The 12,144-nt window shown below is 58.1% G+C and carries 15 protein-coding genes and 1 other RNA gene; 7 read left to right on the top strand and 9 right to left on the bottom strand.

Annotated features, from left to right (window positions below; translation table 11 throughout):
• Positions 1-4 precede the first annotated feature (4 nt).
• The 8 genes from dxr to GOV38_RS02730 form a co-directional block, all read right to left on the bottom strand.
• Positions 5-1,177: a 1-deoxy-D-xylulose-5-phosphate reductoisomerase gene (gene dxr / locus GOV38_RS02695; RefSeq protein ID WP_171207531.1), complete on the bottom strand. Its 1,173-nt coding sequence runs from the start codon at positions 1,175-1,177 to the stop codon at positions 5-7.
• Complete coding sequence (locus tag GOV38_RS02700; RefSeq protein WP_171207532.1) at positions 1,177-1,959, bottom strand: phosphatidate cytidylyltransferase; 783 nt, start codon at positions 1,957-1,959, stop codon at positions 1,177-1,179. Before GOV38_RS02700 ends, dxr begins: the two co-directional genes overlap by 1 nt.
• Positions 1,956-2,675: an isoprenyl transferase gene (locus tag GOV38_RS02705; protein WP_171098878.1), complete on the bottom strand. Its 720-nt coding sequence runs from the start codon at positions 2,673-2,675 to the stop codon at positions 1,956-1,958. The genes GOV38_RS02700 and GOV38_RS02705 overlap by 4 nt, the downstream gene beginning before the upstream one ends.
• Before the next feature lie 10 nt (positions 2,676-2,685).
• Entirely contained in the window at positions 2,686-3,249 is a 564-nt protein-coding gene (gene frr, locus GOV38_RS02710) for a ribosome recycling factor (protein WP_171098876.1), read from the bottom strand.
• Between the two features lie 148 nt (positions 3,250-3,397).
• Positions 3,398-4,393: an acryloyl-CoA reductase gene (gene acuI, locus GOV38_RS02715; RefSeq protein WP_171207533.1), complete on the bottom strand. Its 996-nt coding sequence runs from the start codon at positions 4,391-4,393 to the stop codon at positions 3,398-3,400.
• Positions 4,394-4,497: 104 nt separating this feature from the next.
• Positions 4,498-5,601 carry a dimethylsulfoniopropionate demethylase gene (locus GOV38_RS02720; RefSeq protein WP_171207534.1) on the bottom strand — a complete coding sequence of 368 codons (1,104 nt, stop codon included), beginning with the start codon at positions 5,599-5,601 and terminating at the stop codon, positions 4,498-4,500.
• A 49-nt stretch (positions 5,602-5,650) separates the two neighbouring features.
• Positions 5,651-6,355, bottom strand: coding sequence for a DUF1326 domain-containing protein (locus GOV38_RS02725; RefSeq protein WP_171129381.1), 705 nt, complete (start codon positions 6,353-6,355; stop codon positions 5,651-5,653).
• Positions 6,356-6,373: 18 nt separating this feature from the next.
• The gene (locus GOV38_RS02730; protein ID WP_371808495.1) at positions 6,374-7,090 is read right to left on the bottom strand and encodes a DUF2182 domain-containing protein; all 717 of its coding nucleotides are present in this window, start codon (positions 7,088-7,090) and stop codon (positions 6,374-6,376) included.
• Positions 7,091-7,251: 161 nt separating this feature from the next.
• Between GOV38_RS02730 and GOV38_RS02735 the strand changes: the two genes are divergently transcribed.
• The 7 genes from GOV38_RS02735 to GOV38_RS02760 all read left to right on the top strand — a co-directional run bounded on the left by GOV38_RS02735 (position 7,252) and on the right by GOV38_RS02760 (position 11,378).
• Entirely contained in the window at positions 7,252-7,983 is a 732-nt protein-coding gene (locus tag GOV38_RS02735; RefSeq protein ID WP_171207536.1) for a FadR/GntR family transcriptional regulator, read from the top strand.
• Positions 7,984-8,057: 74 nt separating this feature from the next.
• Positions 8,058-8,420 (top strand): DUF4345 family protein, encoded by a 363-nt coding sequence (locus GOV38_RS02740; protein ID WP_171129375.1) that lies wholly within the window; start codon positions 8,058-8,060, stop codon positions 8,418-8,420.
• Positions 8,421-8,444: 24 nt separating this feature from the next.
• Positions 8,445-8,792, top strand: a transfer-messenger RNA (tmRNA) gene (gene ssrA / locus GOV38_RS02745).
• A 96-nt stretch (positions 8,793-8,888) separates the two neighbouring features.
• A complete protein-coding gene (locus tag GOV38_RS22245) occupies positions 8,889-9,110 on the top strand; it encodes a nuclear transport factor 2 family protein (protein ID WP_254430429.1) in 222 nt (73 codons plus the stop codon).
• A gap of 72 nt (positions 9,111-9,182) precedes the next feature.
• On the top strand, positions 9,183-9,320 hold the full coding sequence (locus tag GOV38_RS22250; RefSeq protein WP_254430430.1) for a hypothetical protein: 138 nt from the start codon (positions 9,183-9,185) through the stop codon (positions 9,318-9,320).
• A gap of 266 nt (positions 9,321-9,586) precedes the next feature.
• On the top strand, positions 9,587-10,837 hold the full coding sequence (chrA, locus tag GOV38_RS02755) for a chromate efflux transporter (protein WP_171207537.1): 1,251 nt from the start codon (positions 9,587-9,589) through the stop codon (positions 10,835-10,837).
• 76 nt (positions 10,838-10,913) lie between these two features.
• Positions 10,914-11,378 carry an SspB family protein gene (locus GOV38_RS02760; RefSeq protein ID WP_171207538.1) on the top strand — a complete coding sequence of 155 codons (465 nt, stop codon included), beginning with the start codon at positions 10,914-10,916 and terminating at the stop codon, positions 11,376-11,378.
• Between the two features lie 28 nt (positions 11,379-11,406).
• On the opposite strand, the gene GOV38_RS02765 is transcribed toward GOV38_RS02760, so the two are convergent.
• Positions 11,407-11,961 (bottom strand): hypothetical protein, encoded by a 555-nt coding sequence (locus GOV38_RS02765; protein WP_171207539.1) that lies wholly within the window; start codon positions 11,959-11,961, stop codon positions 11,407-11,409.
• Between the last annotated feature and the right edge of the window lie 183 nt (positions 11,962-12,144).

Raw genomic sequence — 12,144 nt, forward strand, 5'->3', positions numbered from 1 at the left:
TGTCTTATCCTGCTCGTTGTCGCACGGCTTCATCCACCCACTTCCGTGCGAGATGGTCCGTTTGCTGGACGTTATCAAGGGTCAAAGCGGCATCAATAAGGTCATTTGTAGTGTCAAATTGGTCAAGAACGACCGAGACCAAGTCTGCCATGTCCAAAAAACCGATCCGTCGGGCGATGAAATGATCCAGAGCGCGCTCTTTGGCGGCGTTGAATATCGCGCCGGACAAGCCACCACGCTCCATAACGTCCCGGGCAATGCGCAGCGCTGGATATCGGTTCAGATCGGGCGTTGAAAACCGCAATTGACCAAGCGCTGCCAAATCCAGTCGCTCGACAGGCAAATCGCGACGATCCGGCCAGTGCAACGCATATCCGATAGCATGGCGCATATCTGGCGCGCCAAGATGTGCCATCAATGCTCCATCGTTGAAACCCACAAGCGCGTGCACGGTGGACTCGGGGTGAACAAGCACTTCGATCTGGTCGGGATGAACCTTAAAGAATTCTTTGGTTTCAATGACCTCCAGCGCCTTGTTGAACATAGACGCGCTGTCGATCGTAATGCGCTGCCCCATATCCCAGTTCGGGTGGCTCGAGGCCTGTTCGACCGTTGCACTGGCCAGAGCTTCCAAAGGCCAGTCCCGAAACGCACCGCCGCTGGCGGTGATGATGATCCGCTCGACCGCGTCCATATCCTCGCCCACGAGAGCCTGAAACACAGCTGAATGCTCACTGTCGACCGGCAGAAGCCGGGCATTGTGTTGCTGCGCGGTCTGCAGCACCAAAGGTCCGGCGCAAACCAGTGTTTCCTTGTTCGCCAGCGCCAGCGTCGCGCCTTGTTCCAACGCTTTGATCCCTGGGGCGAGCCCTGCGGCCCCGACGATGGCGGACATCACCCAGTCCACCGGACGGGAAGCCGCTTCGGCAATGGCAGTCTGACCCGCTGCGGCCTCGACACCCGATCCTTTCAGCGCAGCCCTCAATGCGTCAAGCTGTCCGTCATAAGCCGTTACCGCAATATCAGCCTGTAAGCGTTTGGCATCATTTGCCAATTGTTCAATGTTGTTGCCACCGGTCAGCGCCACCACATCATAGGCGTCTGTTTGTCTGGATATCAGATCAATCGTGCTCTGACCGATCGATCCTGTGGCGCCCAAAATGGATAGCTTGCGCATTACATCCCCACAGGAACAAAGAACTGAGCTGCGATCAGAACAAATAGCGCAGCCCCCATCATCCCGTCGAACCGGTCCAGAAAGCCGCCATGGCCGGGAATGAGGTTCGAACTGTCCTTGACGCCAAACTTCCGCTTTGTGGCGCTTTCAACAATATCACCGATCTGGCTGGCCATTGACGCCAGTACCGAGATGACGACGAAGAAAAAGCCCAAGCCAAAATAGGCTGCAAAAACTATTCCAACCACCGCCGCGGCGGCCCATCCTCCTGCGGTTCCCGACCATGTTTTCTTGGGGCTGATGCGTGGCCAGAATTTTGGCCCACCAATCGCCTTGCCCACGAAATAGCCCGCGACATCCGTGGCGACGACAATCAGGATCAGCCAGACCATCCAGCCAAACCCCATGTTTTCGCGGATCGAGATAAAGCCCAGACCTGCCGCTGCGATCCAGACGGCAAAGGCGACATAGGTCAGCTTTGCACGTCCAACCTGCCCCGCGCCGACAATCGCGGGTGCAGCAAGGATCGGCAGACGGTAAATGGCGGGCAGATGATAGCTGGCAATGACCGCAGCCCCGGTCAAGATCGCAAGCTGGATCGCGACGCCAGCGCGCTCGGGCGCGATCATGCGCACCAATTCCCAGGTCATCAAGCCACAGGCGATGCCAACGAAGATTTCAAACCATAGGCCGCCCAGCCAAACTTCAACCGCGCCAATGGCGACCAAGACAGCAGCAGACAGAACTCGGGCGGTAAGGTCAGCCCATCGGCCATCGCTCATGCGGGCACCGCTCCGAAACGCCGCTCGCGCGCACCGTAGTTTTGGCAAACGCGACCGAACTCAGCGGCTGTAAAATCGGGCCACAAGGTATCGATGAACTCATATTCCGAATAGGCTGACTGCCAGAGCAGAAAATTCGAAATTCGCGCCTCACCACTGGTGCGGATCACCAAGTCGGGATCCGGTAAAACCCTTGTATCCAAATATTTTGGTAGAGTTTCCTCATCTACGTCTTCAGGCTGCAGCTTTCCTGCGGCCACATCTCGGGCCAGACGTTTGGTTGCCCGCGCGACCTCATCCCGACCGCCGTAATTCAGAGCGACTGTCAGGTGCACCAGATCATTGTCTTTGGTTTCTTGTTCAAGCTTGTCCATCAAGCTTGTCAACTTTTTGTCCAACCGCACCCGATCCCCGATGAACCGCACCCGGATCCCGTTTTCCTTCAGCGTGCGCGTTTCCTTGACGATATAGCGCCGAAACAGGCTCATGAGGCCGGCAACCTCAACCTGCGTCCGCTTCCAGTTTTCGGTTGAAAACGCAAAGATCGTCAGGAATTTCACACCCAGTTCCGGGCAGGCTTCAACCACCTCGCGCACGCGCTTGGCACCCGCGTGATGGCCATAGAGCCGTGGGCGACCACGTGCCTGCGCCCACCGGCCATTGCCGTCCATGATGATGGCCACGTGACGCGGCCCGGTATGGGGATCTTTTGGCATATGCTGGGCCTTAGACCTGCATGATCTCGGTTTGCTTGGTCTCAAGCGCGTCATCCACCGACTTGATCATTGCGTCGGTCATCTCCTGAACTTCGGCTTCCCAAAGTTTCTGATCGTCTTCCGACATGCCGTCGGCCTTGGCCTTCTTGATCTGATCCATGCCGTCCCGGCGCACATTGCGGATCGAGACGCGTGCGCTTTCAGCATATTGCCCGGCAACCTTACCCAGTTCCCGACGACGTTCTTCGTTCAGCTCGGGAATGGGAAGCATGATGATCGTGCCGTTCAGCTGAGGATTGATCCCCAAGCCACTTTCGCGAATGGCTTTTTCCACTTTGCCGACCAGCGACTTGTCCCAGACGTTGACCGTCACCATGCGCGGTTCGGGCACATTCACTGTGCCGACCTGATTGATCGGCGTCATCGAACCGTAGGCATCCACCATCACAGGCTCCAGCATCGAGGCCGATGCCCGCCCGGTGCGCAGCGACGCAAATTCGGTTTTCAAATTCGCCATGGCGCCGTCCATGCGGCGTTGCAAATCATCGGTGTCCAGTTCGAAATCATCAGACATGCTGCTCACTCCCGGTCTTCAGGTGCTGTTTGGATGGGTCATAAGCCATCACAATTGGGATGTATAGCAATCATGAGCATGAATTGTGGCAATGGCCAGAGTTGTTTCTGGCCATTGTCAGACAAATGCCCGGAGTTGTGGCCGCGCCTCAAGCGTTCACATCGACAACGACACGGCCCTTGACCTGGCCTTGCAGGATATCGGCCCCAAGCTTTGGCAGATCCGACAGAGTCGCGGGTTGTACCATCGCTTCAAGCTTGTCCATCGGCAGATCAGTGGCGATGCGGTTCCATGCGCGCACCCGGTTGTCATAGGGCTGCATAACGCTGTCGATCCCCAGCAGGTTCACACCGCGCAGAAGGAACGGAATCACCGTGGCCGGCAACCCTGCCCCCCCGGCCAGACCGACAGCGGCGACCGAGCAACCGTATTTCATCTGCCCCAGAACCCGTGCAAGCATTTCACCGCCGACCGCATCAACGCACCCGGCCCAGGTTTCGCTCTCAAGCGGGCGTTTGGTGGTCTCGTTCAACTCCTCGCGCGGCACGATGGTGCTGGCACCCAATGACTTCAGGTAATCGCCTGTCTCTGGGCGTCCCGTTACTGCGGCCACTTCATAGCCCAGATGCGCCAGAATGGCTGTAGCCACCGATCCAACGCCACCCGCAGCGCCGGTAACCAGAACAGGCCCGTGGCCGGGGGTCAGCCCGTGGTCTTCCAACGTCATCACCGCCAGCATCGCAGTGAATCCTGCCGTGCCCACAGCCATCGCCTGTTGCGTGCTCAAGCCATCCGGCAAGGGAACCAGCCAGTCAGCCTTGGCACTGGCTTTCTGGGCGTACCCGCCCCAATGCGCCTCGCCTACACGCCAACCAGTTAAAACCACCTTGTCACCGGGCGCATAGCGCGCATCCGAGGACGTCTCGACGGTACCGGCATAATCGATCCCCGGAATATGAGGGTAATTGCGCACAAGCCCTCCACCCTTGGGGGAAAGGCATAAACCGTCTTTGTAATTCACTGTGGAATATTCGACCGCCACAGTCACATCTCCGGATGGCAGGTCCTCTTCCGAGATTTGCTTGATCTCGGCTTGCGCCGCGTCGCTGTCCTCGTCCTTGTTAATGATCAACGCATTAAACATTCAGTTCTTCCTTTCTGTTCCTCAGCGCCAGATCCGCTCTGCATCTGGCCAAAAAAATCCCCGGGGGTTCGCGCAGCGACAGAGGCAGAGCCCCCTACCTCCGCTCAGATCCAGAAATGCGCCTGCACCACCGCATCACGTGTCCCCTCGGGCGTCTCAACCTCCAAAGCCGTGCCCGCGTCCCAATGGCTCAGCTTCACCATGCCGATGGCCACGTTTGTTGCGAAATCCGGGGACCAGGCAGCCGAAGTGATCTGCCCCACGCGCCTGCCTTCGGCAAAAACGCCCCAGGGCCGATCGCAGGGCGGTACCGGATCCCCGGCAATGGCGATCGGTCGGATCTGTTGCACCGGCCCTTCCTTGGCCACACGCAACAGCGCGTCACGCCCAATGCATCCAATGGCCGTATGTGTGTTGCAGAACTTGCCCAGCCCGCATTCATGCGGTGTGTTGTCGTCGGTCATGTCATTGCCATAAGACAGCAACCCACCCTCGATCCGTTCGATCAGGTTTGGGCACCCCGCCCGCACGTTCAGATCCCGCCCAGCCTCGAAAAGAGCGTTCCAGAGCGGCATTCCAACCGCGCTGCCTTCGACATAGATCTCGAACCCGCCCTGTTTCGAATAGCCCGAGCGCGCAATCGCCAGGCTGTGGCCCTGAAACTCGAACATATCAAAGCGGAAGAACCGGATATCGCGCACACGGTCTCCGAAAACGCGCGCCAACAGCTCATCCGATTTTGGCCCCTGCACCGCCAAGGGTGAGACGTCGGGCTCATCCACCAGCACATCCAAGCGATAGCCATTGGCGATTCCCTTGACCCAGAACAGCAGGTCACTGTCGGCAATGGAAATCCACCAACGGTCCTCTGACAGCTTCACCGCCACCGGATCATTCAGCATCCCGCCGGTCTCATCAACGATGGGCACGTAATAGCATTGCCCCGGCAGCATCCCACGCAAATCGCGTGGGGTGAGCATTTGCATCAACCGCGTCGCATCCGGGCCGCGCAGTTCGACCTGGCGCTCGCAAGAGACATCCCAGATCTGCACATGCTCTTTCAGGTGCCGATAATCCGCTTCGACGCTTTCAAAGACTGTCGGCAGCAGCATCCGATTGTAAACCGTATAGGCTTTGACCCCTGCCGCTTCGACACCGTCTGAGAACGGGGTGCGCCGCAAGCGCCGGGACAGAGAAATTTGGGTCACGCCGCTCTCCTCTCACTGATCAGACATTCGACGACGCTTCGGTCGCGCATCACTTGGGTCCGTGCCAGTCGATGGGGCAAATTTCGGCGGATTTACCGCCAAAATCCCAAACCCGGCCATAATCACGCACCCTAGATTTGGTGCCGCGCGCGACGATGATGTCGGGGCCCATCCAGTATTTCGAGTTCGAGACCATCACCGGATGATCGGGGTCCTTGCCGCCCAGCATCTCGATCTCGCCCTGAATTTTGCGACCAATCATGATGCGACGCTTGGTTCCGTCGCGTTCAATCTCAACCGGCGCACGCTCGGCTCCGATGATCTCGCTGACGAGCATGGTGAACAGACCTGTGGTGCCGCCTGCCTGACCACTGAAGATCTGCAGCAGGCCGTTATACGCCTTGCCGCTGGCGCGTTCGTCGACATAGGCGGCGACTTTCCACTGGCCCTCGCCCATCCGGCCCGGAATATCGACCAGCAGACCCACATTCAAACCGGACAGGTCTTCGCCCTCGTAATGGCCTTCGTCGATGATCACCCCCATCCAGGCGTGGCAATGGCCTTCGGTTGGTGGATGCGCGCCCAGCGAGACAACGCAGGGACAAAACACATCGCAGGAACAGTTCAGGATCAACTCGCCCTTGATGGCCCATTCCGTCGGGCTCATCTCGCGCCGTTTGGGGTTGGGCATGCGGCTGTCGATCCGCTGGCTTATCGGCAGCCTGTCCGCATCTGCCCTTCTGTTTTTTGCCATTTCACTCTCCTCCGCAAGTCATCCGTAAGTCACGGGAAAGGCCAGCAGCAGCACGCCGCCGGCAATCAAAAGAAACCCCATCGGCCGGGTCACACGGTGCCCGATCTGAGGCAGTTTTTCCAAGACCATGAACAGCGTCGCCAAACCCATCCACAAGAGGCTCATGACTCCGCCCACAAAGCCTAGCGCCATAAAGCCCCAGCAGCATCCAACGCAAAAACTGCCCAGCCCCAGCCCCATGCGCAGACCGCCTGCAAAGCCGGTTTTCCAATGGCCCAGGAAATAGGTCATGGGCGCGTGACAGACGCCGTGGCAGACCTCTTTGACGCGGGTGAACTGAAACGCGCCGACAACGATCATCAACCCTGCGGCGACCCATCCCGATTTGGCGATGCCCAGCATGTCGATCACGCCACCAAACAGCAGCACAAGCTGAACACCTGCAATCAGGGCTGCAAATCCGACCCAGACGACGAAATACCCCAGCAACACCCCCAGCCATCCAGCGCGAGAGCCATTGGCGCTGCGGATCAGGTCCTCGTAACTGCGCAGCGTGGGCACAAGCGTCGGCAGCATCATGGCGGCCATCATGATGGCCCACATCCAAAACAACGGGCCGAACTCGGCCATGGGCATGTACATATCCATCCGAGGATCCATTGCCGCCATCGCCTGCCCCATGGGCCCCGGGCGCCCGATCCAATCCAGATCCATCGCGCGGCTCATGGAGAACATCACCCACCATGCGCACAGAATCGCGAGATAGAAGCCCAGCCACAGCCCGTTGCGGATGATTGCGCGACTCACCTGATCCTCCCACAGCATCGCTCTTGCTTTTCAAATGTCAGACTTTTAAATGTCAGACAAATAAAAATTCATATTTGCAGGCACACGGGATGAAAATTGACCCCAAAAACCCGGCGGACCTGTCGGCGCAGATCGCGCAGGCCATTCGCGACGCCATCGTGTCCGGCGCGCTGATCGTTGATGAGCGTCTGCCGTCCGAAGCTGAGCTGGCCGATCAGTTCCAGGTTTCGCGCCCCACTGTGCGCGAGGCCCTGAAACGTCTGGCCGCTCAGGCACTGATCCGCACCCAGCGCGGAGCCACGGGGGGCGCTTTTGTGAACCGTCTCAGCTTTGAGGACGCTTATTCGCAGCAAATCACCACTTCGACCCTGCTGCTGTCTATGAATGCGGTCAGTTTCGATACTGCCTGCGAGGCGCGCTATGCGCTGGAACGCGCCTGCGCGCCCTTGTCCGCTGAACGCAGAAGCCCGGATCAGCTGGCCACGATGCGGGCCGAGATCTTTCGTCAGGCGCAGCCCGGGCTGACGGATGAGGCCTTTTGCGCCTCGGATGTGGCCTTCCATCGCGCGTTGGTCGACGGTGCTGGCAATCCGGTTCTGTCCTACCAACTGGCGGGTGCGGTTGAGGCGATGCAGCCACTGATGAACATGATCACCTTCACCGCCCGGTCGCGCGAGGCCATTATCGAGCTGCACGGCAACATAGCCGACGCTCTGGATGCGCGCGACGCGGATGGCGTCGAGGCCGCTCTGATCGAGCTTGAGGCCTATACGCGGCAATTGGCCCGGGACGTGGCCGAACAACGTCGCAAACCCGCTTGAAGCGCCAAGTTGGTGCTGTTCATTCGCCAAGGGCAGTCTAGGTTCGCAATGAACCCACAGAAAAAGAGGCCAGAATGATACCGATCGTGAACGCAATTGCCGCCCTGTTGACCATCGGGTTTGGCCTGTTCGGCTTTTTGGCCCCCGCCTATACGGCCAATGCGCTGGATCTGGCACCCACCACCAGCACTATGGGGCTCAGCGAAATGCGCGCCTCGGTTGGCGGGCTGTTTGTGGTGACAGGGATCGCGGTTTTGTGGCTCAACCAGCCGATGGCCTATGTCATGCTGGGCGTGGTCTATTCCGGGGCGGCGCTGGGGCGGTTCGTGTCTGTTGTGCTGGACAACCCACCCCTGGCCAAAGCTCTGATTTTTGGGGGAATCGAGCTTGTGCTGGCCGTGTGGCTGATTGCGGCCAATCTCAACAGAACCGCCTAAGGCATTGGCGCTGCCGCAGATTCGCCATTTGCATCTGTCCTACGCCTTGCCTATATAAAAGATGTCCTTCGGGACTATGGACATAAACGCGCTCGTAATAAGCGGATCGGACCCGGGGGCGGTACCCGGCGGCTCCACCAACCATCCTTCGTTTGGGGATTTTGGGGCCGAAACAGGATCGACGAACGTCTAAAGGGGTTAGCTTTGTCTCGGCTGTCTGCCACCGTTACCGGCGAAACTAGTACAATTGCAAACGACAATCGTGCTCCGGTTGCAGTTGCTGCGTAAGCAGTAACAAGACCGAAATCTAAGCCCTTGCGCCTAGCCGCGTAAGGCGGGGTTCGCAGGTACCTGGCAACAGAAACCTGCATTTCCCCTATGCGCGAATTCTGAACAAGATCTCAGGTTTTGTTCACGGTTTATTTAGGCCTTTGCCGCATCGTCCTGACCAAGAGACAGGAGGCTGTGATGAGCAACGCAGATATGCTTCGCAACTGGTATTCGCAGGTTTGGGAACAGGGCAATACGGATGCAATCGATCAGTTCTTTGCGCCCGACACCACAACCGAAGGGTTGATCCCTGAAATGCAGATGGATGGTGGCGATTTTCGTGACCTCGTCATGTCCTTTCGACACATCCTGGGCGACATCACGGTTGAAATGCCCAAGATCCTTGAAAGCGGCGATTGAGTCAGCGCGTTTGTACACCTGAAAACAACGCGCGCTGACAATGGGGCTCCGGTTACGGCCACAGGGCAGGTTATGGCGCGGTTCAAAGGCGACAAAATGGTTGAGGCCTATAACCAGTTCGACTTCGTTTCGCTGTTTGAACAACTGGGTCAGTTCCCGCAGGACACCCTGCCCGTCTGCATGACTGGGCAGCGCCTGGACTGGGCCTGACAGCACGCTTGACCAAATCGCGCGTTCCGCGTTAGCTCAGCCCCGAACGGGGTTAGCTTGCGAACACCCCAAAGGTCGCTTTCCAAGCTTCGCATGTATCCGAGTTGAAACAGGAAACATGCAATGGCAGCCTCGCCGCGAAGATTTGAAACCCAAGCCTTTTGGCCCCTCAAGCCGCTTTGGGTTCTGTGTCCGGCGCAGAATGCGCGCCAGCTGTCCAACGCGCGCGCATACCCTGTGGTGACACGACATCTCGTGTGGTCCGCATGAGCCCGTCATTTCCCGAACTGCTCCGCGTCTTCGGGCGCATTGGGCTTTTGTCCTTCGGTGGCCCGGCGGCACAGATTTCCCTGATGCATCAAGAACTGGTCGAGCGCCGCCCTTGGCTGGATGAGCAGAGCTTTCTCAGGGCGCTGTCTCTGTGCATGTTGTTGCCTGGGCCCGAGGCGATGCAACTGGCCACCTATGCCGGGTGGCGGCTCCGCGGCGTTTGGGGAGGGCTGATCGCAGGCACGCTTTTTGTCGTGCCCGGAGCCATCGTCATCGCCCTGCTGGTTGCGCTATATGCGGCCTATGGGGATTTGCCCTTGGTTCAAGCCGGATTTCTGGGCATCAAGGCAACCGTCATTGTGATCGTCCTTCAGGCGTTGAGCAACCTTTCGCGAAAGGCTCTTAACGGGCCGAGCCACAAAGCGACCGCTGCGCTGGCATTCGTTGCTATCTTCGCGCTCAACCTGCCTTTCCCGATCATCATCCTCTGCGCCGCCCTTTGGGGATACGCCGTTACACCAGTACCCAAGGGTGTTCCTGCGACCCCCTCGCCCGTCCGTAACAGCCCGATCCGAACGGCAGCGATCTGGCTGACGCTTTGGCTGACCCCCTTGGTCCTGCTGACCCTGACAGGTCAAACCTTGCTGAGTGATCTGGGCTGGTATTTCGCCCGTCTGGCAGTGGTGACCTTTGGCGGGGCCTATGCGGTTTTGGCCTATATGACGCAGACCGTGGTGGATACGTATCACTGGATCAGCACCGATCAGATGATCGACGCGTTGGGACTTGCCGAAACAACCCCCGGCCCGCTGATTCTGGTGACACAGTTTGTGGCCATGCTCAGCGGCTACCTGTCCGGTGGATATGCCCTGGCCCTGGCGGCCGGAGCGGTGGCCCTTTGGGCGACTTTCGTGCCGTGTTTCTTGTGGGTTTTCCTGACAGCACCCTATCTCGACCGCCTTGCTGAACGCCCGCGTCTGACCTCGGCATTGCATGCGATCACGGCAGCTGTGGTCGGAGTGATTCTCAATTTGTCGCTCTGGTTTGGGTTGAGCGTCTTATTCGGAACAGTCGCGGATTGGAGTTTTGGTCCGGTGTCAATACCTTTGCCCGAAATCACCTCTTTGAATCTTGCCGCGCTAGGCTTGACAATTGGCGCTGGGCTGTTGATTTTCTGGGCAAAATTGGGGTTTGCAGTCAGTTTGGCTCTGATGACCTGCGCCGGTCTGGTTTTGCACTATTTGTAGCCAGTCTTGGCCCACGCGGCCTTTCGTTTCCGGCCAAATCCCCTATGCTGAGTGTAGCGAGTATTGAGGACAACTTATGTCGCAGGACATTGACTATGGAAACCTGATGCACACGGCCATGCGCGGCCTGATCAAGCAGGTTTTGACGGATGTATCCAACACCGGCCTGCCTGGGGCGCATCACTTCTTTATCACCTTCGATACGCGCCAACCGGGCGTCGAGTTGGCCGATTGGCTGCGCGAGCGCTATCCTGATGAAATGACCATCGTCATGCAGCATTGGTTCGAAAACCTGACGGTTGGAGACGAAGGCTTTTCGATCACGCTGAATTTCGGCGATGCGCCCGAGGTTCTGTATATCCCCTATCTGGCCATCAAGACCTTTGTGGATCCGTCGGTCGAGTTTGGCTTGCGCTTCGAAAGCAATGATGACGATAGCGAGGATGATATCTCGGAAGAGATCGCTGTCTCAGCGCCGGAAACAGAAGACGAGTCGCATCAGGATGCAGATATCGTCTCGCTCGACAGTTTTCGGAAGTAAGCAAATCGCGGCGCTGCGCCTAAGGCCTTTATTCTTTTCGCAAGAACGTTTCGACCGAGCGTGATTTCTCGCCATTGCGGAACCGCGAGAAGGACAATTCCAGCCCGCCGTCGGCCAGCGTTCGGTCAAATTGCTGCAATTCATAGCCGCCGGATTCGTCAATAAACAGAGAAAAGACAGTCAGCGTCGGCCCGTCGATCCGCCCCCAGACAAAGGGTTCGCCTTTCATCGGGTCCAACGGAACCTCGTGCCCGAAAACATTTCGTTTCATCGCAGCCGAGAACAGGTCGCCGCGCCCCGAGGGCAGAAAGTCGATGGAATACTTCTCGTCCTTCACGCGCCCGTCCGGCTTGTAGGTCGTTGTCGTCCAACTGACATTGAACCCCTGTTTAAGCTCATGAATAGAAACGCTCATATCGCGCGGGGTTTCTTCGCCGTCGATGCTCACCACATTCGCCGAGCCAACATAATTGCCCACAAAAGGTGTGATGTCGGACGCTTTGGCAGCAACAGCCAAGAACAGCATGATCAACGCCGCGCCAAGCGTCACGATCAGTGACTGTCCGGGAATCGATCTTTGCATTTCACTCTCCATCGCAGGGTGCACTACATTCTATCCGGCCTACCCATCAGCACAATGGGCCTGTTTGCGTTAACTTCAAGGTTTGAGCGCTACTGACGATCTATATCTTTGAAGGCCCAGCCTCTATGGTGCGCGCAACTTGCCGATTGAGTCATACGATCTCTCGGGCTAAACGGCATACAA

Source organism: Ruegeria sp. HKCCA5839 (assembly GCF_013035585.1).
Classification (GTDB): domain Bacteria; phylum Pseudomonadota; class Alphaproteobacteria; order Rhodobacterales; family Rhodobacteraceae; genus Ruegeria.

Excerpts from the sequence above, each read along its gene's own strand:
- dxr (WP_171207531.1), bottom strand. The coding sequence starts at position 1,177 with ATGCGCAAGCTATCCATTTTGGGCGCCACAGGATCGATCGGTCAGAGC.
- GOV38_RS02700 (WP_171207532.1), bottom strand. The coding sequence starts at position 1,959 with ATGAGCGATGGCCGATGGGCTGACCTTACCGCCCGAGTTCTGTCTGCT.
- GOV38_RS02705 (WP_171098878.1), bottom strand. The coding sequence starts at position 2,675 with ATGCCAAAAGATCCCCATACCGGGCCGCGTCACGTGGCCATCATCATG.
- frr (WP_171098876.1), bottom strand. The coding sequence starts at position 3,249 with ATGTCTGATGATTTCGAACTGGACACCGATGATTTGCAACGCCGCATG.
- acuI (WP_171207533.1), bottom strand. The coding sequence starts at position 4,393 with ATGTTTAATGCGTTGATCATTAACAAGGACGAGGACAGCGACGCGGCG.
- GOV38_RS02725 (WP_171129381.1), bottom strand. The coding sequence starts at position 6,355 with ATGGCAAAAAACAGAAGGGCAGATGCGGACAGGCTGCCGATAAGCCAG.
- GOV38_RS02730 (WP_371808495.1), bottom strand. The coding sequence starts at position 7,090 with ATGTTCTCCATGAGCCGCGCGATGGATCTGGATTGGATCGGGCGCCCG.
- GOV38_RS02735 (WP_171207536.1), top strand. The coding sequence starts at position 7,252 with ATGAAAATTGACCCCAAAAACCCGGCGGACCTGTCGGCGCAGATCGCG.
- GOV38_RS02740 (WP_171129375.1), top strand. The coding sequence starts at position 8,058 with ATGATACCGATCGTGAACGCAATTGCCGCCCTGTTGACCATCGGGTTT.
- GOV38_RS22245 (WP_254430429.1), top strand. The coding sequence starts at position 8,889 with ATGAGCAACGCAGATATGCTTCGCAACTGGTATTCGCAGGTTTGGGAA.
- GOV38_RS22250 (WP_254430430.1), top strand. The coding sequence starts at position 9,183 with ATGGCGCGGTTCAAAGGCGACAAAATGGTTGAGGCCTATAACCAGTTC.
- chrA (WP_171207537.1), top strand. The coding sequence starts at position 9,587 with ATGAGCCCGTCATTTCCCGAACTGCTCCGCGTCTTCGGGCGCATTGGG.
- GOV38_RS02760 (WP_171207538.1), top strand. The coding sequence starts at position 10,914 with ATGTCGCAGGACATTGACTATGGAAACCTGATGCACACGGCCATGCGC.
- GOV38_RS02765 (WP_171207539.1), bottom strand. The coding sequence starts at position 11,961 with ATGCAAAGATCGATTCCCGGACAGTCACTGATCGTGACGCTTGGCGCG.